The 24,763-nt window shown below is 29.5% G+C and carries 16 protein-coding genes; 1 reads left to right on the top strand and 15 read right to left on the bottom strand.

The genetic code is table 11. From position 1 onward, the window contains the following. Nucleotides 1-86: 86 nt before the first annotated feature. The 9 genes from ACQZHJ_RS05770 to ACQZHJ_RS05730 all read right to left on the bottom strand — a co-directional run bounded on the left by ACQZHJ_RS05770 (nt 87) and on the right by ACQZHJ_RS05730 (nt 15,887). A complete protein-coding gene (locus ACQZHJ_RS05770) occupies nt 87-1,259 on the bottom strand; it encodes an iron-containing alcohol dehydrogenase (protein ID WP_430484590.1) in 1,173 nt (390 codons plus the stop codon). Nucleotides 1,260-1,422: 163 nt separating this feature from the next. After that, nucleotides 1,423-2,586 carry a Sapep family Mn(2+)-dependent dipeptidase gene (locus ACQZHJ_RS05765; protein WP_430484589.1) on the bottom strand — a complete coding sequence of 388 codons (1,164 nt, stop codon included), beginning with the start codon at nt 2,584-2,586 and terminating at the stop codon, nt 1,423-1,425. A 182-nt stretch (nt 2,587-2,768) separates the two neighbouring features. Continuing rightward, a complete protein-coding gene (locus tag ACQZHJ_RS05760) occupies nt 2,769-3,743 on the bottom strand; it encodes a N(4)-(beta-N-acetylglucosaminyl)-L-asparaginase (protein ID WP_430484588.1) in 975 nt (324 codons plus the stop codon). Between the two features lie 93 nt (nt 3,744-3,836). Then, nucleotides 3,837-4,712 (bottom strand): ROK family protein, encoded by an 876-nt coding sequence (locus ACQZHJ_RS05755; protein ID WP_430484587.1) that lies wholly within the window; start codon nt 4,710-4,712, stop codon nt 3,837-3,839. Between the two features lie 354 nt (nt 4,713-5,066). Next, complete coding sequence (locus ACQZHJ_RS05750; protein ID WP_430484586.1) at nt 5,067-8,135, bottom strand: alpha-mannosidase; 3,069 nt, start codon at nt 8,133-8,135, stop codon at nt 5,067-5,069. 448 nt (nt 8,136-8,583) lie between these two features. After that, nucleotides 8,584-9,123 carry a rubrerythrin gene (gene rbr / locus ACQZHJ_RS05745; RefSeq protein WP_430484585.1) on the bottom strand — a complete coding sequence of 180 codons (540 nt, stop codon included), beginning with the start codon at nt 9,121-9,123 and terminating at the stop codon, nt 8,584-8,586. Between the two features lie 112 nt (nt 9,124-9,235). After that, nucleotides 9,236-10,150, bottom strand: coding sequence for a hypothetical protein (locus tag ACQZHJ_RS05740; RefSeq protein WP_430484584.1), 915 nt, complete (start codon nt 10,148-10,150; stop codon nt 9,236-9,238). A gap of 395 nt (nt 10,151-10,545) precedes the next feature. Continuing rightward, entirely contained in the window at nt 10,546-11,688 is a 1,143-nt protein-coding gene (locus ACQZHJ_RS05735; protein WP_430484583.1) for a pyridoxal-phosphate-dependent aminotransferase family protein, read from the bottom strand. 218 nt (nt 11,689-11,906) lie between these two features. Continuing rightward, the gene (locus ACQZHJ_RS05730) at nt 11,907-15,887 is read right to left on the bottom strand and encodes a discoidin domain-containing protein (RefSeq protein ID WP_430484582.1); all 3,981 of its coding nucleotides are present in this window, start codon (nt 15,885-15,887) and stop codon (nt 11,907-11,909) included. Nucleotides 15,888-16,056: 169 nt separating this feature from the next. On the opposite strand from ACQZHJ_RS05730, the gene ACQZHJ_RS05725 reads away from it, so the two are divergent. Next, nucleotides 16,057-16,359, top strand: a complete 303-nt coding sequence (locus tag ACQZHJ_RS05725) for a Dabb family protein (RefSeq protein ID WP_430484581.1) — start codon at nt 16,057-16,059, stop codon at nt 16,357-16,359. 203 nt (nt 16,360-16,562) lie between these two features. Here ACQZHJ_RS05725 and uhpT read toward each other — a convergent pair whose 3' ends face one another. From uhpT to ACQZHJ_RS05695, 6 genes are all read right to left on the bottom strand, one after another. Beyond that, complete coding sequence (gene uhpT / locus ACQZHJ_RS05720) at nt 16,563-17,984, bottom strand: hexose-6-phosphate:phosphate antiporter (protein ID WP_430484580.1); 1,422 nt, start codon at nt 17,982-17,984, stop codon at nt 16,563-16,565. 173 nt (nt 17,985-18,157) lie between these two features. Further along, the gene (locus tag ACQZHJ_RS05715) at nt 18,158-19,699 is read right to left on the bottom strand and encodes a glycoside hydrolase family 31 protein (RefSeq protein WP_430484579.1); all 1,542 of its coding nucleotides are present in this window, start codon (nt 19,697-19,699) and stop codon (nt 18,158-18,160) included. A gap of 165 nt (nt 19,700-19,864) precedes the next feature. Next, nucleotides 19,865-21,907, bottom strand: coding sequence for an FtsX-like permease family protein (locus tag ACQZHJ_RS05710; protein WP_430484578.1), 2,043 nt, complete (start codon nt 21,905-21,907; stop codon nt 19,865-19,867). After that, complete coding sequence (locus ACQZHJ_RS05705; RefSeq protein ID WP_430484577.1) at nt 21,897-22,664, bottom strand: ABC transporter ATP-binding protein; 768 nt, start codon at nt 22,662-22,664, stop codon at nt 21,897-21,899. Before ACQZHJ_RS05705 ends, ACQZHJ_RS05710 begins: the two co-directional genes overlap by 11 nt. A gap of 151 nt (nt 22,665-22,815) precedes the next feature. Beyond that, the gene (locus ACQZHJ_RS05700) at nt 22,816-23,826 is read right to left on the bottom strand and encodes a sensor histidine kinase (RefSeq protein ID WP_430484576.1); all 1,011 of its coding nucleotides are present in this window, start codon (nt 23,824-23,826) and stop codon (nt 22,816-22,818) included. Next, nucleotides 23,823-24,491 (bottom strand): response regulator transcription factor, encoded by a 669-nt coding sequence (locus tag ACQZHJ_RS05695; protein WP_430484575.1) that lies wholly within the window; start codon nt 24,489-24,491, stop codon nt 23,823-23,825. Before ACQZHJ_RS05695 ends, ACQZHJ_RS05700 begins: the two co-directional genes overlap by 4 nt. Nucleotides 24,492-24,763 lie beyond the last annotated feature (272 nt).

Here is a 24,763-nt window from a genome sequence, read left to right as displayed (position 1 = left end):
TAACTATAAATTCTTAGAGAAATCTAGTAATTCTCTGAATATGCTTGCAAGTTTTATTATTAAGTTTTGATACAACCCAATTTAAATTATAATGCTAGTTTATATATTTTAAGTACATCATTAGAATTTAATTCTACAAAATGACCAACTGTATGTGTATCATTTCCTGTACATTTTTTAGCCATCTCTTCTAATCTATCTTCTCCAATTTCTAACTCTTTTAAAGTTGTTGGAAGATTTATTGATTTAAAGAAATCTTCTAGTTTTTGAATTCCCTCTAAAGCAACCTCTTCTTTAGATTTCTCTCCAACTTGAACATCAAATACTCTTGTTGCAAATTGATTAAATCTATCTACATCATGCTTATAGACAAATTTCATCCAAGCTGGGAATACAACTGCTAAGCCTGCTCCATGAGTTACATCATATATTCCACTTAATTCATGCTCTATTTGATGTGAAGCCCAATCTGTTTCTCTTCCCGTGCTTAAAAGATTATTATGCGCTATTGTACCAGCCCACATAACTTCTGCAAAACTATCATAGTCTTCCTTATTTTCTAAAACCTTAGGAACATTATCTATAACAGTCTTCATTGTTCCTTCAATTAATCTATCTATAAGTTCAACATTTTGTGTATTTGTAAAATATCTTTCCATTAAGTGAGCTAAGATATCTGCACTACCTGAGGCTATTTGATATTCTGGTAAAGTTGCACATAACTCTGGATTTAACATTGAAAATTTAGGATATAAAAGTGGTGACCCAGTTGATCTTTTATACCATCCATCTTCATTTGTTATAACTGTTCCTGAACTTGACTCACTTCCCGCTGCTGGAATTGTAAGTACTGTACCTATTGGTAACGCTTCTTCTATCTCTATATTCTTGCTAAAGAAATCCCATACATCTCCTTCATATGGTACTCCAAGTGCAATAGCCTTAGCTGAGTCTATAACACTACCACCACCAACTGCTAATATAAAGTCTACATTGCATAATTTACAAAGTTCTATTCCCTTTTTAACTAAGCTTAATCTTGGGTTGGGCTTAACCCCTCCAAGTTCTACTACATGTAACCCTGCTTTATTTAATGAATCCAAAATTTTATCGTAAAGTCTACTTTTTCTTATGCTTCCTCCACCATAATGGAAAAGCACTTTAGTAGCTCCTAAACTCTTTATTTCCTCTCCAACAGAACTTTCAACACCTCTTCCAAAATTAATCTTCGTAGGATTGTAAAATGTAAAATTATTCATTCAATTCACCCTTTCTATAATTTTTCATCTATATGTCTTTGCTAAGTTCCTTAGTAAATAATATTTCATTTTATCCTATTATATATCACTTTTATCATTAATGAAATCCTTTTTAATATTTATCCTAAAAGCAAGTTATTATTAATAAATATAATTAATTTTTCTAACCATCTGAAGTTGATAATTTATATATTGAATTAATAAATATTTTTATGTTTATCAATAACTCTTCAATCTCTATATATTCATTAGTCATGTGTGGATTACCATCCAATCCTCCTAATGATGGTCCAAAAGGAACTATATTAGGCATAACTTTAGCATAGGTTCCTCCATTAGTTGGTACAGATTTCCCCACTTTCCCTGTTACCTCTTCAAAGCTATTCTCTAAAATACTTATAAGATTACTCTTTTTATCAAAGCTAACAGATTGTAAATGATTAATTATTTTAATATTAAAAGATTTCTTTTTCGCTATACTAAGTAATTTATTGTTTATCTCTTCAAATGTAATAGTAACTGGATACACTATCTTAATATAGAAATCTAAAGTTCCTTCTCCTAATTCAACTTTGTATTGATTTAAGCTTAATTTTCCTGATTCATCCTCAAAATCTAATTCTTCTAGCTCATTTTCTATGTTTATATTCATTAATTCATTAATTTCATATTCTGTTTTATTAAAATACTTATCTGTAAAACAATCTACATCTTTAGTTAATTTTATAAATAATCTTCCTCGTTCACCATATATAACTGGATATTTACAATCCGGCGTAAATCCCATTATTGGTGGTTTCTCGTTTTTTAGATAATATGCTATATCCTTAAACCCAGATTCTTCATTGGTTCCAAAAATAATTCTTACATTTTTCTTTAGCCTCAAACCCATATCCTTTATTATCTTTAAAGAATATAACGCTGCCATTATAGGCCCCTTATTATCTAAAACTCCTCTTCCATATAATCTCCCATTGCTTTTTGTTACATCAAAAGGACTATAACTCCATCCTTCTCCAGCTTCAACAACATCTACATGCCCTATTACTCCTATATAATCATCACATTCAAAATCTCCATACTGAGCATATCCAATAGCATTTTCAATATTTTTAGTTTTAAAGCCTAGCTCTTCTGAAATTTTCAATGCTTCCTCAAGAGCCAATTTAGGTTTAATTCCAAAAGGATTATCCTTTGTAGCTTCTCCTTGTACACTTTCTATCTTAACCACTCTTCTAATAGACTCTATAATTTCATACTTATAATCATTTATTCTACTTTCAACTTCAAGTAAATCCTCTTTCCAGTTTAATTCTATATTCCCCACTTATCTCTTTCCTCTCATGAACTTTTTTTTTATTTTTGTTTTAATTTTAAACTAGTATTGATTTCTAGATATAGATGAAAGACCATCTTAATAAACAATAGAAACTCTTTGCGAAATTAAGTTAGGTCTGAAGATATAGCTAGAAATTAACACTCACTTAAAATATGTCCAAATTAAATAAACTAGCTTGTAACTAAGTTCTTTACTGGTGATTTTATTCTTTCTAAGTATTTATCTAACCATTCTTGTGAGGCAAGTGAATATAGAGTTTTTCCTTCTTCATTCAAGCTTGTAATGTAAACACTTGGCTCCTCATTATTATTACAAACTGCAAAAGTAAATTCCTTAATATTAGTTGCAACTCCCCATTCTCCATCTTTATTCATAGCTACAACGGATAAATCACCAGCTTCGCCCCTTCTTTCTATTAACTTTCTATTTAATTCAATAACCACCTTATCACAAGCATCTTGAGGACTCATTCCATTTTCCATAAGTCTAACTATCTCATAGGAAATACATCCCTTCATTAAATCTTCTCCAAGCCCTGTAGCTGTTGCTCCTCCAATTTTACTATCAACATAAAATCCTGATCCTATTACAGGTGAATCTCCAACTCGTCCTCTCTTTTTCATAAATAATCCGCTAGTTGATGTAGCAACTACCATCTTTCCATTTTGATCTAATGCAATAGCCCCAATAGTATCATGTCCATCATATGGTGTTAAGTTTTTCTCTAATATTAGCTTCTTCTTTTCTTCATAAAACTCCTTAGCTCTTTCTGTAAGCATCTCTTTCTTTTCAAATCCAGCTTCTTTTGCATATTCATTGGCCCCTTGCCCAACTAAGAAGCAATTAACCCTTCTTTCACTTAGCTTTCTTGCTATAGAAACTGGATTGCTATATCCTTTTAATGCAGCAACTGCCCCTATATCTAATGTATCACCATCCATATAGGCTCCATCTAATTCAACTTCACAATGCTCATTTGGAAGACCTCCATATCCTACTGATTTAAAAAATTCAAAATCTTCAACAATATTTATAACCTTCTCAACAATATCTCCAGCATTCAAAGCACCATTTTTCATATCATTTTCAACTTCATTTATACCATCTATCCCCATTCTCCAAGTAGTTATAACTCCATACTTCATACATTCTCCCCCTAACTTATACATATCTATTATTTAGCCTCTGTTTTAAAGCAACATCCACTTAAAACAAAGCTACTCTTTAAAATAAACCTGTTAATAAAAATAGTTATATGCAGCACCTATAATTCCTGCATTATTTTTATGCTTACAAACTTCTACTTTACACTTAACATATTTCCAGTATGGTATCTTATTAAGCTCCTCTTCGATTTCAGAGATAAATTCTTTTCTTGCACTTATTCCTCCACCTATTAAAATTTTCTCTGGATTTAAAATAGATGCAATATTATGAATCATTATAGCCATATTACTATACCAACCATTAATTAATTCTTTTATTTCTTGATTTTTTTCACTTTCTGCAAACACCTCTTCTCCTAAAACCTTCTCATTCTTATCTAAACTTCTATATTCTCTATAGATGTTTGTAAGTCCTGTCATTGATGCGTTTTGAGAACAAGTTTTATATCCATCTTTCTCTTTTGTTATCATGTAACAAAACTCACCCCCTTTAAACTCCTTTCCCCTTATTAAACCTCCATTCAAGAAAATTCCACCACCAATACCGGTGCCAATAGTTAAACATATGAAATCATCACACTCCTTTGCATTTCCATTAAACTTCTCAGCAAGTGCAACACAATTAGCATCATTTTCAACTAAAACAGGTAAATTAAACTTTTTTTCTAATATAAATTTCAAATTACAGCCCTCTATAACTTTAATATTAGTGCAAGCATTAATATTTCCAGTCTTAATATCAACAAATCCTGGAACGCTTATTGAAATTCCATCAATCTCAAACTCTTTCCTATATTTTTCATTTATTTCAATAATACAACCAATAAATGATTCTAAATTTTCTAAACTAGTAGGTGTTTTTTCACCCTTTAATATATTTCCACTTTCATCAACAACCCCATACTTAATAAAAGTTCCCCCAATATCTATTGCTATTACTTTCCTCATAATTTCACACTCTCCATTATATTAAATATATAAACCTTATTAAGCTATAATCCTAATACTTATAAATAGACCTTTTTACCTATTTTAATAGAATTCTATATCTTAAACGAGTTTAATTTATGACTGAAAATCAAAACTCGCTAAAAAACACCTAAAAGAAAAGACAGCCCTCCATTAAAGGCTGTCTTTTGCTATAAATTATCTAATTTCCCTTAGCAAACAAATTGCTATTTTTAAGTAAATAGATGTCTTCTTTTAATTCTCTTGATATATATTGTTAGTATTATATCTATATTAATTTACTTAAAACCTTATTAATATATTAGTCGTATCTATTTATTAAAATTCACCTAACTACTTTAATTTTACTCTTAAAGTATGCACCTCAAATGGCTTGAATACAAGTTCCATAGTATCTGCATTAAACTCAGTTCCTTCAATGCTATCCTCAATTAAGTTAACCATTTCTATGTTAGCATATGGCACATTTACATTAACCTTAACCTTAGCATCTTCTCCATGACACTCATATAATCTAATTATCATGTCATCTCCATCTTCTGATTTCTTAATTGTATCAATTATTACATTGTCACATTCAACTGAAGCTATTGAATCTTTAACAAGATTATCTCCTAAGTTTTCACTGTAGATTACTTGAATTGGAGCATTAACTTCATGAGCTTCATGAACAACATTTCCTTCAATGTAATCACCTTTGTGTGGGAATAAGCAATAAGTAAACTCATGCTCTCCTCTATCAGCATCTGGATCTGGGTACCCTGGGCTTCTTAAAAGATTTAAGTCAATCTTAGTTTCTGAAACATTATGACCATACTTAGAATCATTTATTAAAGCAACCCCATAATCTCTTTGTGATAAGTCTACCCATCTCTGAGCACAGATTTCTCCCTTAGCCATATCCCATGAAGTATTACTATGAGTTGGTCTCTTTATTGTACCAAACTGTATTTCACAATCTGCTTCTCTAGTATAAACATTAGTGTTAAATGATGTTCTAAGCATCTTACCATTTTCTTTCCAATCTACATTAGTCTTAAAGTCAACTCTCTTGCTTCCCTCTAATATGCTTACTTCTTGAACTAAAGTAGACTCACCAAACTTATAGTTTTGCTTGATAGTAGCTTTTGGTCCATCAACAACAACCTCTGATTTTACTAATTCAAATATTTGAGATGGTCTATCTTCATAAACACCTGAGAAGTCCCAAGCATCTCCATTATCTTCATAAACTCTTAGTTCATTTCCTCTATCATCTCTTAAAACTTCTTTATTTAGCTCTTTATCAAAGATTCTTCCTATTGTTCCATCTTCATTAAACTCAACTTTAACTAAGCTGTTTTCTAAGTTATTTTCTGAAACTTTTAATGTTGAAACTTCGCAATATGGCTCAACATCTTCTTTTCTTATAACTTCTCCACTTAAAGGCTTAACTTGAACCTTTGTCCATCTATCATAAAGCTTAATCCACTGCTTTCTGCTCCATGATAATGAGTTAACTAAAGCTACTCCCACTTCATTACTATCAGCCTTTTCTAAGATATCTCTATATAACTTCTCAGTCATGCCTTCAACCTTAGCAAGCATTTTTTTATAAGCTTCTACTGATTCATCGTACACTCTACCAATTGATGACCCTGGTAAAATATCATGGAATTGATATAAAAGAACTTCTTTCCAAATTTTATCTATTTCTTCTTGTGGATATTCACCTTTTCCTAAAACTTTAGCTTGAATTGCAGCTAACTCTAAGTTTTTAAGTGCTATTTCCATCTTTCTATTATATTTCTTATTCTTACCATGAGTTGTATAAGTTCCTTGGTGTTTCTCTAAGTATAACTCCCCACTCCAAACACTATACTTATCCATGTCTTTCTCTATTCTCTTAAAGAAATCAGTTGATTGCTCTTGCTTAACTGGAGCTAATCCACTAATATTACTTTCTCTTCTTAATCTCTCTAAGTGCTCCTCTCCAGGACCACCACCTCCATCACCAATTCCGAATAACATTAAGCACTCATCTGATAATCCTTTATCTAAGAAAGCTTTCTCTGATTTCGCTACTGCTCTTGGTGCTGCTGAACTATTATAAGTTCCTTCTGGCGGCATATGAGATAATACTCTACTTCCATCTAATCCTTCCCATACAAATGTATGATGAGGGAACTGGTTATGATTATTCCATGATAATTTAATTGTCATGAAGTAATCTACTCCACTCTTCTTAAGAATTTGTGGAAGAGCTGCTGAATATCCAAATACGTCTGGAAGCCATAAAGTATCCATTTCCTTTTTGAACTCTTCTCTGAAATATCTCTTTCCATATAATAATTGTCTAACTAAAGATTCTCCTGATGGAACGTTAGTATCTGGCTCAACCCACATACCTCCTTGAGCTTCCCATCTTCCTTCTTCAATTCTCTCTTTAATTCTTGCATATAAATCTGGATAGTAATCCTTCATCCACTCATAAAGTTGAGGTTGGCTAGCTCCAAATACATACTCTGGATACTTCTCCATGTTAGCTAAAACTGTTGAATATGTTCTAGCTCCTTTTCTTATAGTTTCTCTTATTGGCCATAACCATGCTAAATCTATATGAGCATGTCCAATAGCTGAAACTGAAAGTGATGGATCTCCACCTTTTTTATCTAATTCTTTCTTTAAGATTTCTCTAGCTTTTTTAACTTCTTCTTCTTTTAAGATTGTAACTTCTTGTTGAGTAACAACTCCATCTTTTAAGAAATCACATCCACTCATTCCAGTCTTTATACTTAATACTCTTGATGCTTTATATAAAGCATTTAAGATTGTATGATATCTTGCACTATCCTCTGGAAGTTGATTCATAAGCTCATGTAAAACTTCTACATCATAGTAAAGAGCCTTTACTTCTTCATTACAAGTTGCTATATAAGCATCTTTTATAACTCCATTATCTCTATACTTACCAAATAAATCGTTACAAGCACAATCTGCCCATATATCTATAACTTCTCCACCTTGAGCTTTTTCAAACATAGGAACTTCTCTCTTACCAGGCATTCCTAAGCTTAAATCAAACTCCGAGTTTAAAGTAGTAAGTCCTCTAATTGGAGCTCCCTTTTCATCTACTACGAAAGCTTCTCCACTTACATCTATTAAAAGAACAACCTTTTCACCTTCACAACTAGCTGGAACTTCACCTTTAAAGTTAAACCATCCACAGTCCCAAAGTTCTCCCCAAGACTCTCCTATATTTCCTTTTTTAAATTCTCCACTTAATCTATTTTCATAGCTTACAGGCTCCTTAGTGATGTACATATCTATGTCTAATGGTGCCACTACATTGTATATCGCTTTCTCTAACTTTTCACACAAACCGTTTACAATATTCTTACGTTCATTTATCTGAAATAACATCTCATCTCACCCCTTGATAAATTTAAAACTTTAAAATAAATCTTTAGAGCTGTTTTTTATCAGCTTCTCCTCATTAGATTCATCTAAATTCTATATTTTAAAGATATCTTATAAGCACTTAAGTGTAAAGTGGAGAAATGTTAGTTTTATGTGTCATATTTTTAATACTTTAAATTAATTAAAAAGTTCTTCTAAACTTTAATCTCTATTTTAAATTGGCATTGATTTAAAATATAACTAAACTAAAAAAGTCAGAGACCTTTTTTATTAAAAGCCTCTGACTTCTCGGCCAAGTTGACCTAGTATTTATTTAAAAAGAATAAATTTATTTATCACAGTCTTAATTTAGACTAATTTGCGGAAGAAGTTAAATTCTATGATAAATTGCTTTATTCTCATTAAATGCTTTGAAATTGTATTTTATAAACTTCAACTGACATTTTGATTATTAGTATTTCTCACAAACTATTTCAAAGAATGCCTTAGGATGATGACAAACTGGACACTTCTCTGGTGCAACTGTTGATTCTAAAATGAAACCACAGTTTTGACATCTCCATAATTGTTTTTCTTCCTTCTTGAATATCTCTCCATTCTTTAATAAGTTATGTAATTCTAAATATCTAGCTTCATGATGTTTTTCTATTTCTCCAACCTTTTCTAAAAGAAATGCTATGTCATTAAAGCCTTCTTCTCTTGCTTCTTTAGCAAAATGAGCATACATATCCGTCCACTCATAATTTTCTCCACCAGCTGCATCCTTTAAGTTATCTACAGTATCTCCAACTTCTCCATCATGTAAAAATTTAAACCAAATCTTAGCATGAGCCATTTCATTGTGTGCTGTTTCCTCAAAAACATCAGCTATTTTATTGTATCCTTCTTTTCTAGCTTTTGAAGCATAATAAGTATATTTATTTCTAGCTTGTGATTCTCCTGCAAAGGCAGTCATAAGATTTTTTTCTGTTTTACTTCCTTTTAACTCCATAATATTCACCTCAAAATACAATTTAGGTTTAATTAAATTTATTATTCAATAAACCTTAATACAATTTAATTTTTCCCTTTTTGAGGTTTTCTATTCTAAATATTTTTAAATTTTATATAACTCTAATTTCTTCTCCTGTTTCTTTATTAATAATATATATCTTCATATTTTCTCTATCAACATCATCTAAATCATAAAACATTCTTGACATAAAGAATTGATCATTTTGTGAATTTTCATCATATCTATCATCAATACTACTATATTTTCTTATAGCTAACTCACTGAATCCAACCCATTTTTCTAAATCAAAACTCTTTTCATAATCTCCACTTACTAATTTTATATCATACTGTCTTGCAATTCTTTTACATTCTTCTTCATCTTTATTACCCACAAAAATATACATTAATGAACCAAACTCAAAATTTGCTAAGCTCCTAATTTCAAAGCTAACATCATTAAACTCAACCTTTTTATTTAAACTTAAATAATCTTCATCCGTTACATAAACCTCTTCTTTTATTGATACATCCTTTGATATATAACTACCATCCTTAGATCTAGCATTAATTAAAAAACTTAACTTTGCTGGTGAATCCTTATTCTGTTTAGCAATTATTTCTCCAGTTGAAATACTACGCACACTAGAATATTCCCATGTTCTTTTAACTTCATTTGGAGCTATATAGAACTCTATTCCTTCAAAATCAACTCTTCCAGTAATATTAACATCAGTCGTATTTACATAACCTCCATCAATTTTTTCTACTGAATAATCAAATAATGCATAGTCTTCAAATACTTTAACTGAATTTATGATTATATTATAATCTAAAAATTCTACATTATATGGAAAACCTCCACTCAATTCATTTTCATCTTCTCCACTGCCTACAAAAATCTTCTCAAGAACACTTAATTTATTAACTACATTATTTTTCACTTTAAATACCATAAAAATAACTAAAGAAAATATTAATACTCCAATCAACCCAAACAATATTATCTTAATAACTTTTTTCATAAACCCTCCTATTTTCCCATTTTATAGATAATATCATTTCTTTATAGATTGCCTTTAAACCTCCTATTAAATTTTTGCAAAAAAATACTTAATAAAGATAATTTCATCCTTACTAAGTATTTATGTGTAAAGTAATTATTAATTTATATTCTTATTTTACTCTGTTTTAACCCAGTGTTGATTCTAGATATAGATGAAAGGCCATCTTAATTAGCAATTAGAGTTTCATTGTCTATGGAAGACTAATAGCGTTAAGAAGCTTTTTCTGTTTGAGCGATAGCGAGTTTAAAAGCTTTAGCTATTATTCTGAAATAGAAAATAGAAACTCTTTGCGAAATTAAGTTAGGCCTGAAGATATATCTAGAATCAACACCCTCTCTAAACAGAGCTAATAATTAAATATTTTTCATAAATAATTCAACTAAGTTCTTTTCACTTTTAAATCCTAAAGCTTTTAAAGACATATCTATTGAATTTAGTGCATACACTATTCCTTCTAGTCTTGCATTTTCTCCCATATGTCCTATTCTTAAAAGCTTATCTTCATACTTATCTAATGATGTAGACATTAGTAAATTATATTCTTTATCTAAATATTTTTTTAGATTTAAAGCTCCTATTTCACTTGGAATTTCAACTGCTGTAACTGTATTTGAATATCCATTTCCTAAGAATAAGTTTAATCCGTACTCTTTTAATGCAGTTCTTGTTGCTTCCCCAATTTTTTTATGTCTTAAAATCACATTTTCTTTTCCTTCTTCTAATATATTATCTATAGCAGTTCTTAAAGAAATAATATCACTTATTGGCATTGTGTATGGAAACCACTTATTTTTATAATAATCTTTCCATATATTTAAATTACAGTAGAAACCTATAACTGGAGATTCCCTATTTTCCATAGCTTTACTTGCATCTTTGCTTATACTTACCATAGTTAAACCTGGTTGTGCTGAAAATGCTTTTTGTGATCCGCCTATAGCTATATCAACCTTCCATTCATCAACTTTAAGTTCTTCACCAACCATTGCAGATACTGAATCTACCACAGTTAATATTCCGTAACTTTTTAATAATGGACAAATTTTATCAATTGGATTCAATACTCCAGTTGGCGTATCACAATGAACCACAGTTGCATATTTAAATTCATGATTTCCTTCTAAAAATTTAGATAAAGCTTCAATATCTATTTCTTTTTTATAGTCTCCTGTAAAGTAAGTAACTTCTCCACCATACATACTTACAAAGCCATCAAACCATCTTCCATAAAGACCATTATCAATAACTAAAACCTTATCTCCTTTTTCAGTTAATGAAGCACATGCTGCTTCTAATCCTAAAATACCTTCTCCACAAAGTATATAACACTGATTCTTTGTATTTATAATTTCACCAAACTTTTCACAAGTTTCTTTATAAAACTCAACAAATTCTACATCTATATCTGGATTTGTTGTTTTTAAGGCCCTTGCCATTCTAACATTTTCACTTGCATTAGTTGGTCCTGGTGTATAAATTATTTTCTCACACTTCATAATAAGTTTCCTCCAAGCACTCTAAATTCTCTTATATATAAAAATATCACAAAGATTTAATTTTTAAAATTCTACCGATACAAATAAAAAAATTATAAGGAGTTGTACCAAAACAACTTTTAAATAAAACTTATAGACAATATTAAGTGAATCCTAACTCTTCCCTTAATCTGTCTGTAAGTTTTATTATTAAGCTTTGATTCAACTCCTTATAAAAATTACTCTAGTATCTTATCTGATATAAATGTTAACTCATATTCTGTGATGATTTTATCTCCATCTAAATCCCACTCTTCTTTTTCTTGACCATAATATTTAGATACTAATGATAAATCCCCTAAGTCTACAAAACCATTTCCATTAAAATCTCCAATTATCCCTTCCTTTTCTTGAGGTCCATAAACCTCTAGTTCTAGAACTGAATATGAAGCATTATTGTTTCTCTTAGTACAATTAATTCTTACATACCTAGCACTCGCATCTTCAAATGTTATAGAGTTTATTTTTTCAGAATTATTACTTAAACTAGAAATTTTATTCCAATTATCTCCATCTTCTGATACCTCAACGTTAAAGTCTTTAGCCGAATTTACCCATCTAACTAATAATTCATTAATCTCCTTAATTTCACCTAAATCAACCATAAGCCATTGGTTATCTGAATTCTTGGATACCCATTTAGACCCTTCATTTTTAATATCCCCATCTGTAGCTCTCCATTCTTTTGTATATAACAAATCATTAGAAGAAGAATACGCATCCTTTCCACAAGCTAAGTTAACTTTATAATTTTCATTTCCTGCAATTTGTTCATCTGATAAAACTCTATTGTGAAGTTTAATGTTATCTATTCCCCCTACTAAACCATCACCTATTTTTTCTAAAGGTAAAACGAAGGTAGTTAAGAACTCCTGTCCACTTATAATATTATTATCATGTCTTCTGTAACTATGAAGTTGCTCTACAAACTCTCCATTTACATATAATGATAGTCCTTCAAAAGTACCAACTAAAGTTAACTTTGTCCATTCACCTTCAGGTATCTTGTAATCAAATTCTTGCTCATAAAAGCTTCTTCTTATTCCTAAAGTTCCATCTTCTAAAACCCTTAACTCTCCTTCATATCCTGAGAAAAGATTCATAACACTACCAATTTCATCTACCTTAACATCAAATGAAATTGTATATGGATAAGCTAGGGCTTTTAGTGGTGTTTCAAGTAATGTATCCCCATTAAACTTTAAATATTTATTGGAATCTTCACTTTCAATCACTCCATTTTGAACATTTCCATGATACTCATTTCCACTCTTATCTGTAGCCTCTTCCCCATATTCAAAGTTATAATCAACAACTAGGTCACTCTTACTTTCTATTTCTCTTGAAACCTCTGTATTAGGTCCTTCATCTAAACTATTAAAAGTTTTCATAAACTCAGTGTAATCACTATCTTCTTTATTTCCTCTCCATGTTTTCTCACTTAATGTAGCAATAGCAGGCATTAGTCTTTCATGTAAATCAGCCTCTACTATTCCTTCCATGGATTCATCTCCCCATATAGCCATTTTTCCACCTAAAAGATTTGGCTCTCCTAATGGTAAGAATGTATTATCATTAAATTGAACTGGCTCCCAATTGTTATAAACATATTGAGTATCCATAAAGTCTTTATGCCATCTTGATGGAGTTATATAAGTATATGGCTGAGGCACATTTACCAATTTATATCCTTCATCAATTCTAGCCTTAGGATCTTCCCAACCTAAGCTCCAAACATCTATAACAGTTTCCTTTGGAAGCATAGTATCTCCTCCAAAAGGCTTTAATGAACCCCATACTCTTGGAGTTTTTCCATTATCAATTAAATACTGCGACATATCAGCAGCATATTTTCTAAATCTATCACCAACTCTTGTATCATATTCATCTATTCCTAAATGAACTGTATCTCCTAAGAAAACAGGATTTTCTTCATCTACAAATTCTCCTAGTATCTCTTTTATAAAATCAGCACCCTCTTTACTATCTATATCTATATGATCAAACCAATAATTTTCAGAATTTATTGGTGTTCCTTTTTCTCTCATATATTTTGTGAAAGGAAGTGAGTGTGCTGGAGTATCTATTTCTGATACAACTTCCATACCTCTGTCCATAGCATCTAACTGTAGATTTATATATTCCTCTTGTGTATAGTAAGGATCATTTAAATCATTATTACTAGGCTTTAATCCCGGGTGATTTTTACTTTCCAACCTAAAAGCATTATAGACAGAATCCCAACTTTCCGGCTTATTATAATTTGTTCCAGATGGTGCCCATTGATTATCATTTAGGTGCAAATGGAATTCATTTATCTTATACCATGACAATATCTTTGAATAGTCTTCTAAAAACTCCATTCTCATAGGCATTCTTGCTACATCCAACATAGCTCCTCTTACCTCATATTTTGGGAAATCTCTCATAACTCCACAAGGAATCTTATCATGATTTTCATCTTGCCATAATATTTGAAGTAATGTAGTAGTTCCATATAAGGCACCAGTATAGTAACTTGAATATATTTTTATAGAATCTTTAACCTCAGTTAAGTAGCCCTCTTCTCCAACTTCATACTGATCATCTAATTGAGACTCTATATAAATATCTCCAGGCTTAACATCATTATCTGATTCAACCTCTAAGACCTCAAGCTCGACTCCTTTAAAATCTTTTAAACTCTCATTAAATAACTTAGCAACCTTTATCAAATCTACATTGTTTTTATCATTTATTAATATTCTAGAGTTTTCAGTTAATGTAAAGTTTCCATTAAGTCCATACCATTCTTGAAGACTTGGAATTACTTTTGGCTCCTTATTCCCATTTTCTACTGGTGGAAATAACTCTGAATTTAAAGAAGTTTTTTCTGGAACATTTAAAATTAAACTTTTCTCAACTGTTTTTTCAGGATTATCCTCTTTATATATCTCTAATAAAAGACTTACATCTCTATCTTCAATATTAGAATCTGTTATCTCTCCTTCATGAGTAATTATATTTTCAAACTCACTTCCCTTTAATCTAATTCCAAATCCTTCTGGTACTTCTGGTAATTTAACCATATTATCACTCACATTAACTTCTGGCAAAGAAGTAATTGTATTGGCAACTTGTTCTAAAGTTAGTTCAAAATCTGGAACTATTTTTTCTGTTCCCTCTACCTCTAACTCCCTTATAGATACATTATTATAGGCATTTCCATTTCTTTCTCTTACATAAATCCTTAAATACCTTGCATTTTCTTTTTGGTCAAAAATTATTTCATCAACCTTATTCATTTCATCACTTGGATTATTTCTTACTCTTTTAACTTCTCTCCATTGCTCACCATCATCTGAAACCTCTATACTATAGTCTTCGGCAAAAGCTTTTTTATACCAATGCACCTTAGCACTTTCAATTTCTAATATTTTCCCAAAATCAACATAAACCCATTGATGAGTATTATCTGTAGGTTCTACAGGCATAGTAGGACTTGCCCATCTTGAATCATCTGAAGTAATATCGCCATCTACTATTTTTTTAGAAGTCCAACTTGGATTATTATTTTCAATCCCTGACTCTCTTGTTTCTTTGCCTTGTGCTACATTCCCTTTAAAAAGTTTATATCCCATGATTTCAAATTCTCTAAGACTTACACTTTTCCATTCATTTCTTTTTGTTATATATATTCGAACATATCTTGCTGATTCTTCATTTTCAAAATCAATTCTATTAACCTTATTTCTATCTACTACATTTTTCCCTACAGGATTAGTTAAATTTTCAGTTACATCCTTCCAAGTCTCATTATCAGAAGAAGTTTGTATCTTAAACTCAGTTGCATAAGCAAAATTTTGCCACCTAACATTTATATGGTCTATAACATACTCTTCCCCTAAATCTACAACAAGCCATTGTGGACTTATAGATGTTACTTCTCCACTTGACCATCTAGAATCTTCTGTAACGTAATCTCCATCTACAGCCTTATCACCCATCCAACTATTAGATACCTCTAAACCTGAAACGTTAACATCTTTGTCCAAAGCTAAATTGATATACTCAGCTTTATTTTTTACTAAACTTTCATTAGCCATAGTATTCATAGGAACTTGAACTAAATTCATCATAAAAGCTCCACATAATAAAGCTCCTATCTTTCTTCTATTCATAACACATCCCCCTTTAAAACAGTCATTAAATTAGCAAAATCACTAATAATATATTTTTAAACATGGACTCAATAAAAAATTAAGTTAAAACCCATCTTAATATTTATATTCTTATAACAGATAATATATAATTAGTTTGTAGACAAAATTTTATAAGGAGTGATTTTTTATGATAAAACATATAGTAATGTGGAAACTTCAAGAAGATGTTGAAGGAAAATCAAAAGCTGAAAGCGCTAAGATAATAAAAGATTCTTTAGAAGGATTAAAAGGAAAAGTTGATGAAATAATTGATATAGAAGTTGGTATAAACCTAAACCCATCAGAACAAGCTTATGATGTTGTTCTTTATTCAACATTCAAAACTATGGATGATTTAAATACATACCAAAAACATCCTGAGCATTTAAATGTAGCAACATTCGTAAGAAAAGCAGCCTGCTCAAGAGTTGTAGTAGACTACGAAGTATAAACTTTTAAAAAGTTATTATATTTTAAAAGTTAGCTCTGAATATATCGCTAGAATCAACCTTATTTAAAACAGAGCTTAAAAGTTAAAATAAACAATTTAAAAGCATCAAAGTAATGAGTTGAGCTCAAAACTTTGATGCTTTTTATATTAAGATAAACATTTAACCTATATTAATTTAATTATATTTATATTGATTTATTATGTTAGCCAGCTAACTTTTGTGCGTTCATTTCTCTTTCTGCTTTAAGTGCTTTAAGTCTCTTTTCTTCTCCATAAGCTACAACTAAAAGTAATAAAACTCCTATGATAAGAGCTGCGTAGAATACTACGAAAACATCATTCCAGCCATGAAGATTGAATCCAAATAAAGTTATTCCATTTGACTTTGGATCTGCTATTTTAGCTAATGCAACCTTAGCAGTTGAATCTCCAAAAAGATATCCAAATGTACCACTTAAACCATTTGTTACAGTTGTGGCCTTCTTAGGCGAGAATCCAACAATGGATATACCAATCAGAAGTTGTGGTCCAAATATTAATGCTCCTAAGAAGAATAATGATGTATTTACCATTACAACACTAGTTGCATATCTATATCCAAGTACTGCAAAAGCAGTTATTCCTAAACAAAAAGCAGCAAGTATAGCTCTTCTACCTTTTAAAAGGTCTGATAAATATCCCCAAGTCATACTTCCTAAAAGTGCTCCCATTTCAAAATAGAAGATTGTATCAACTGCATCTCCCATTCCAAATCCTAAATGTTCTGTAACATAAAGTGGTGCCCAGTTATCTATTCCTATACGTACTATGTAAACAAAAACGTTAGCTACACAAAGTATCCAAATCCATGGGTTCTTTAAAACATACTTTTTGAATATTTCAAATTTACTCATAGATTCACTTTCTATGTTATCGTTAGCTACTGGTTCGTCAAATATTTCTTCAACTCTATTCCAGCCTAACTCTTCTGGTTCATCTTTACCGATGAACATAAATACTATACCAACTACAAGTGTTATAATTGCTGGTACTATAAACATACCTGCTACATTACCGTGGAAGAAAGTATTTGCTCCCCATAATGCTAATATACCTGCAAGTGCTCCCCCTATGTTATGAGACATATTCCAAAATCCTAAATATCTACCTCTTTTAACAGTAGGTGTCCATCTTGAAATTGTTGAATATGATGAAGGACCACCTGGTGCTTGGAAGAATCCACTTAATCCCCAAAATAATAATATAATTCCTGATGGTTGTTTACCATTTAATAATAAAAGTCCAATTATTAAAACCATAGCGGCTGACATTGCTAGTAAGAATGAAACTATACGTTTTGCATTTCTACCGTCAATAACATATCCTAATAATGTTTTTCCTATTGCATATGTTATTGAGAATCCAAACCCTATGTATCCAAGCTCAGATGTAGTATATCCTAATTGCTCTTTTAAAAGTGGTTGAGCTGCTTTGAAGTTATTTCTTACTAAATACATACAAGCATAAACCACAAATACTACAAAGAAAGCTTTTAAAAACTCCTTAAACCATTGTTTTCTTTGCTGCTCCATTGGTACAGAAACAGGCTTCTTATGAAGTCCAAAAAAATTACTAATTGTATTCATATAAATCCTCCTATTTAATTATATATATGTGTTTGCAAAATACTCCTCAAATCTTCTGTAAACATTTTCTGAAATATTTTACTCTCTAAGTATAAAAGAGAATATATACAAAACAATCTCTTAAATGTTTCATAAATGTAACATTTAAGAGATTTATAAAAATTCTTTTTATTTTAATTTTCTATTTTTTCAAAAACTAAAAGCATATTTATTTGGGCATCAAATTCCTTTATTACTCCACCAATGATATCTTCTCCATGCTCAGACCTCCACATTCCCTTAGGAAACTTTACAGTTCTTTTTTTTATACCTTTACAAACTACAGGTGCTACCAAATATTTATCACCTAACATAAATTGATCATTTATTTTCTCAAAACCTTCATTAGGAAATTCATACTCCATAAATCTTATTATAGGCTCGCCTGTATTACTAGCCTTTTTAGCTAATTCCCATATATATTCTGAATACTCAACATGTTTCCAAGCCGCTTCTATGCAAAGTTCAAGGTTTTGCTTTGATAAAACCCTCCATGGTGCTACTGAAAATTGCATCATAGGTGTTAATGCTGAACATTGAGCATATCTAACAATTAATTCTTGATCTAAATTATTGCTATTTTCTAAAAAATTCGTATACTCTCCTCCCCCAATTAAATCAGGACAAGTATAGGAATATCCTAACAACCCTTGAGTTAGTTGATTTGGAATAAGCGATTTTACTCCATTATATTCCCAGCTATGATTCTTGTCGGCTAATCTTTGAACAAGAGGTAAACCTGCACATTTAAAACAAGATCTGAATTCATTAAACTCATATCTCAAGCCTATCTCTGCCCATAATCTACTTTGTTCATTAGCCGTTACACTTCCATAAGTTAAATCATCATTATTATAAAAACTTGCATCTCCTGCATCGAACTTAAATCCATCAATTCCATATTCACTAACTAAATAATCATTTTGGTCACAGTACCACTTGACTGCTTCTGGATTACTTAAATCTAAGACTGCTGAATATCCATTCCACCATTTTTTAATATCTACATTTCCATATCTATTCTTTACTAAACAATCTTTTTCTCTTAAATATCTAAACTCTTGAGTATCTGGTGTTATAAACGGACAAGTCCAAAGCATAACCTTAAATCCTAAATCATGTAATTTTTCTATCATTTTCTTAGGATTTTTAAATTTTTCTTTATTAAACCTCCATTTACCATAATAGTCACTCCAACCATCATCAATCATTATTATTCCAACAGGCATATTATTTTTTAAAACTGAATTTGCATAATTTAATATACCCTCTTCATTTTGATTATAAAGTAATTCTATCCAAGTATTATACTGAGGACTTGTAAAAAATATTTTTGGTGGCACTTTTCCACTAGGTTTCATGAAATTATTTATTGCATGTAAAAATGCTTCTTTTAATGTAGTTCCACCTATATATAATTTAGGTGAATCCAATTCACTTTTAATCTCTATCTCTCCATTTAAAACCGATAACTTGAAACCACTTTCGCACCATATATATCTTCCCTTATTAGATAATAAAATAGTATTCACTTGATTTGGGCTTTCATTTGGATATAAATTAACTTCATAAACTGATTCCCTGCTTAAAGGATACTTACACCCATCATTAACTATTGGACCATACCAATATTCATTTTCTAACATATTGAACTTATAAACCTCAAAATTACTCATTTTAATCCCCCTAAAATACCCACTTAATTATTTTTATTTCATGGTAATTCTATATTTCCTTATAATTTAAATAAATTATACTACTTATTTTTCTTTTTAAAATTAATATTTTTTTAATATGTTATTAATAAAAAAACTAAGCCCATCAAGGCTTAGTTTTTTTCTTTATTTTTGTTTCAAAGCATTTTTTACTGTTGATTTATATCCTGTATATGTTGCATAGAAGTATCCGCCATAGATAATTATCATTATTAAAGCTGTTATCAATGATGAAGCACCAATATCTGGTTTATTAAACATAGCTAAGAATTCATTAACTACTTTTATTGCAACTACTGAATGTACTAATGACACTATTAATGGTAGCCCAAAATAAATACTTATTTGTGTAAATATTGACTTATTTATCATTTTCTCAGTTACACCTATTCTCTTTAATGATTTATATCTTTCTACACTATCACTAGCTTCTGATAATTGTTGAAGAGCTAAAACTGCTGTACTTGTTATTAGGAATATTATTCCTAAATAAATAGCTATAAATAATATCATACTTGTAATACCGTTACTTTCTTCAAATATAGCTGTTCTTGTGTATCCATTAATAAATCCGTATTCATCAGTATCAATCTTTCCATCTCTGTAATCACTAAATAACTTTTGTACTCTTACTTCTTCTTGCTTATCTACGAAATTAATATTGATCTTATTGAATATTGGATCTAAATCATTAACCACATCATCAGGAACTATTAAAGTTAAGAAATTACTTGCTATACTAGTACTTTCAAGTGATCGATCTATAACTTCATTTTTCCCAGTAGCTTCTTTATTATCTATCTCATATTCCTTACCAGCTATATTTAATGTACTTTTATTTTTTATAATATTATTCAATGTATCTTTTAATTTATCAGAATTTGAAGAAATTAAAACTTGGTTATTTTTTAGCTTTATTGCCTTTTCACCATTTAATTCGATTATTTTATTATAATCACTAATACTTATGGCATTTACTCCATAAGAAAATAAATTACTTGCATTTTTCTTTACTTCAGATGTTGTAGCATTTTTTTCTAATAATATATTAATATTTGTATTATCCAAATTATACTCACTATAATCTGCAATTTTATCTCCTGGATTAAATTTAAATCCCAGTTTTTTTATTGATTCCTCTGCTGTTTTTATTTTATTATCTTTATCTGGAAAATACATTACTGATGCATCAAAAGGTGTTGTTGCTTCTAATCCCTTTTCTAAAGCATTCTTAAAGCTTAATCCAGTTGATAATGTACTTATTGTTAAAAACAACATAAGGCATATTACTGTCATTGATATAAAGTTTGTATTTATTTTACTATTTATTTGTCTTAATACAAAAATATTAAGCTTTTTTAAATATAAATTTTTATTCTTTTGAAATATAAATAAAGTAAACCCAGCTAAGCTAAAGAATAATAATAATGTTCCTATAACGCCTAATATCACTGAAATCCAAAACATACTATTACTTGGATTTAATCCTACTTTTATTACTATTCCATAAGCACTTCCTAAAATAGCTAGTGATAATAAAAATATTATAGCTGTTAGTATTGGATTTTTAATCTTTATATCTTCACTTTTTCTAGATGCTGTTAACATATCTATAAGTTTATATTTTGAAATTACAATAGTATTTAAAACCATAACTAATACAAATATTATTCCAAAATACAATACAGTTTTTATAATAGCATCTGTTGATAATAAGAATTTGTAGTTACTTAATGGAACTTGGAAAAGTTTTGCTGCAAAAGCTGAAATACCTTGTGAAAGTATTATTCCAATTCCTAATCCTATGATTAAAGAAATAATCCCAACTAATGCTGTTTCATATGTAAGTATTTTAGATATTTTATTTTTCCCCATACCTAAAGTCATATATAATCCCAATTCTTTTTTACGTTTTCTAACTAAAAAATTATTTGCATAAAGAATTAATCCACCTAAAACACATGATATAAATACTGATATTCCTGATATTAAACCTTGTAATACTTTTATGTACTCAGCTTGTTTTGTTCCTATTTCTAAAAAAGCTTTCTGATCTCCTATAGAGTTGAAAGCATAGAATATACACACGCCTAATGTAAGTGTTAGAAAATAAATCGAATAATCCTTAAAACTCTTTCTAACATTACTTAATGCAATCTTAAAATACATCTCTACTGTCACCTCCAAGAAGTGTTATAACCTCAATTATTCTATCAAAGAACTCTTTTCTTGAATCTGTTCCTCTAACAAGTTCATTGAATATTTTTCCGTCCTTTATAAATAATATTCTATGTGCATAACTTGCAGTAAAGGCATCATGAGTAACCATAAGTATTGTTGCTTCAAGTTCCTTATTTAAATTCTCAAAAGAATCTAAAAGCATTCTAGCTGATTTTGAATCTAAAGCCCCAGTTGGTTCATCTGCTAATATTAAAGCTGGATTAGTAACTATTGCTCTTGCTGATGCAACTCTCTGTTTTTGTCCCCCTGATATTTGATATGGAAACTTATTTAATATCTCTTTAATCCCTAAATTATCAGCAACCTTATTTATAAGTTCATCAATTTCCTTTGGTTTTCTACCTTGAATCGTTAAAGCTAATGCTATATTTTCATAAGCTGTTAATGTATCTAAAAGATTAAAATCTTGGAATATAAATCCTAATTCATCTCTTCTAAACTTTTCTAATTGTTTTGACTTTAATTTTGTAATATCTTTTCCGTTAATAACTATGTTTCCTGTAGTTACAGTATCTATAGTTGATATACAATTAAGTAATGTTGTTTTACCACTTCCTGATGGTCCCATTATTCCAACGAACTCACCTTTATCAACTTTAAAATTAATCCCATCAATAGCCTTTGTTATATTATCTTTATTTCCATAATACTTCTCTATATTTTCAACACTTAAAACATTTTTCATTTTTATTTCCTCCTCGTTTCATCTTACAAACTTATTTTATCCTAAATAATAAATATCACATATTTATTTATCTTTCACTTACATTACAATATTGTAAGATAAAATAAAGAGGCAATTCAAAATTAATATTTGACATTGCCTCTTATAATAATTACTTAGCTAATAAAGCATCTCCTATTGGAAATACCAAACTAACTTCTGTTCCTTCATTTTCTTTTGAATAAATTCTTATTCCAAGACCAAGCTTATCACAAAGATTTTTACAAAGATAAAGACCTATTCCTGTAGATTTAGTAAATCTTCTACCATTCTCTCCAGTAAATCCTTTTTCAAAAACCCGTCCTAAATCTTTTTCTGGTATTCCAACTCCACTATCTTTGACCTTTAAAATGATACTATTTTTGTTTTGCTCTGCAAATACACTCACTTTTCCATTATTAGGTGTATATTTTATTGTATTATTTATTATTTGGCTTAATATAAACTCAACCCACTTTTCATCGCTATAAACTACATAGTCAAAGTTTTGTAATTCTAGAGCAATTCTCTTATTTATAAAATCCCTTGAATTTCTCTTTATTACATTTCTAATACTTTTAATTAAAGAAAATTCTTTAATTAAGTAATCTTTGCTAACATCTGTACTTCTAGCATAATATAAAACTTGATCTATGTATCCTTCAACCTTCTTAATTTCTCTTTTCACTCCACTAGCTGCCTCACTATCGCTATTTTCTAAAATAAGATCTATTGAAGCTATGGGTGTTTTTATTTCATGAACCCAAGTTTCTATGTACTCCCTATATTCCTTTTGTTTAACTTTAAAGCTATTAACATGCTCATGCATATCTTTATCTGTTTCCTTCAAAACTTCATAAAGAAACTTTCCATGATAAAAATTAGGTTCTTCTACAACCTCCGGTAATAAATATTTTCTATCTAAATTTTTCAAAGCAGAATCTATCTCATCATAATACTTCTTACTTTTAAAAAAATCTAAAACTATATAACTGATTAGAGGAATAAACCATATGCACCCAATTAAGAATATTATTGCAGATCCAATTCTTCCTAAATATAAAATTACAGTTACTGTAGCAAAAATCAATAGATTAACTATTAAAAAAAATAATTTATCTTCTAAATAATCCTTTATTTTCATGGCATTATGTATCCTAATCCTCTTCTAGTCTCTATAGCACCTTTCATTCCAACTTCTTCCAACTTCTTTCTTAATCTAGTTACATTTACAGATAAAGTATTATCATCAACAAAAATATCTGAATTCCACATATAATCCATTAAATCTTCTCTTGAAACAACATTACCTTTGCTTTTTAAAAGACAAGCTAAGATTTTAAGTTCATTTTTAGTTAACTCCTCTTCTTTTCCATTACAAGAGATAGTTCCATTAGATAAATTAAGCTTTAAGTCTCCGTAAGTTAAAACTTCTTGCTCTGCTAATGAATATGTTCTTCTTAATATTGATCCTATTCTAGCTAATAAAACTTGAGTATTATATGGTTTAGTTATGAAATCATCAGCACCTAGATTCATGCTCATGATTTCATCCATATCACTGTCTCTACTTGTAACTATTATTATAGGTACATTTGAATCTTTTCTAATTTCTCTACAAATATGATATCCATCAAAGTATGGAAGATTTATATCTAAAAGTATTAAATCAGCATTATTTTCTTTTACATATTCTAGTATATTTTCAAAGTCTGTTGGAGCTAAAACATCATAGCCATATCTAGCAAGTAACTTTGTAAGTTCTTCTCTTATAGTATCTGTATCTTCAATTATAAGAATCCTTTTCATAAGTAATCATCCTTTCTTACTATTAGGTTCTGTTTTAAGTAGACATTAATTTAAAATCAGATCCTATTCTTAAAATTAGAATATCATAATAAATAAATATTTCAAATGTTTATTACTTCTAAATAAAATAAAAGTGACTATCTAAAACTTAATAGTAAAACTTTCAAACAAATTCAAAGAATCACTATATGTTCTCTTCATAACGTTTGAATGTTTTATTAAAAAGTTATTTTGATAAAACCACTTTTATAGAATAATTATTTAATTTTTCA

It is taken from the genome of Clostridium sp. B9 (assembly GCF_050509515.1).
Lineage (GTDB): Bacteria > Bacillota > Clostridia > Clostridiales > Clostridiaceae > Sarcina.
The sequence above is the reverse complement of the archived record's forward strand: the minus strand, read 5'-3'. Positions and strand labels throughout refer to the sequence as shown.

Coding starts and splice junctions, on each gene's coding strand:
- ACQZHJ_RS05770 (WP_430484590.1), bottom strand. CDS start 1,259: ATGAATAATTTTACATTTTACAATCCTACGAAGATTAATTTTGGAAGA.
- ACQZHJ_RS05760 (WP_430484588.1), bottom strand. CDS start 3,743: ATGAAGTATGGAGTTATAACTACTTGGAGAATGGGGATAGATGGTATA.
- ACQZHJ_RS05755 (WP_430484587.1), bottom strand. CDS start 4,712: ATGAGGAAAGTAATAGCAATAGATATTGGGGGAACTTTTATTAAGTAT.
- ACQZHJ_RS05750 (WP_430484586.1), bottom strand. CDS start 8,135: ATGTTATTTCAGATAAATGAACGTAAGAATATTGTAAACGGTTTGTGT.
- rbr (WP_430484585.1), bottom strand. CDS start 9,123: ATGGAGTTAAAAGGAAGTAAAACAGAAAAAAATCTTATGACTGCCTTT.
- ACQZHJ_RS05740 (WP_430484584.1), bottom strand. CDS start 10,150: ATGAAAAAAGTTATTAAGATAATATTGTTTGGGTTGATTGGAGTATTA.
- ACQZHJ_RS05735 (WP_430484583.1), bottom strand. CDS start 11,688: ATGAAGTGTGAGAAAATAATTTATACACCAGGACCAACTAATGCAAGT.
- ACQZHJ_RS05730 (WP_430484582.1), bottom strand. CDS start 15,887: ATGAATAGAAGAAAGATAGGAGCTTTATTATGTGGAGCTTTTATGATG.
- ACQZHJ_RS05725 (WP_430484581.1), top strand. CDS start 16,057: ATGATAAAACATATAGTAATGTGGAAACTTCAAGAAGATGTTGAAGGA.
- uhpT (WP_430484580.1), bottom strand. CDS start 17,984: ATGAATACAATTAGTAATTTTTTTGGACTTCATAAGAAGCCTGTTTCT.
- ACQZHJ_RS05715 (WP_430484579.1), bottom strand. CDS start 19,699: ATGAGTAATTTTGAGGTTTATAAGTTCAATATGTTAGAAAATGAATAT.
- ACQZHJ_RS05710 (WP_430484578.1), bottom strand. CDS start 21,907: ATGTATTTTAAGATTGCATTAAGTAATGTTAGAAAGAGTTTTAAGGAT.
- ACQZHJ_RS05705 (WP_430484577.1), bottom strand. CDS start 22,664: ATGAAAAATGTTTTAAGTGTTGAAAATATAGAGAAGTATTATGGAAAT.
- ACQZHJ_RS05700 (WP_430484576.1), bottom strand. CDS start 23,826: ATGAAAATAAAGGATTATTTAGAAGATAAATTATTTTTTTTAATAGTT.
- ACQZHJ_RS05695 (WP_430484575.1), bottom strand. CDS start 24,491: ATGAAAAGGATTCTTATAATTGAAGATACAGATACTATAAGAGAAGAA.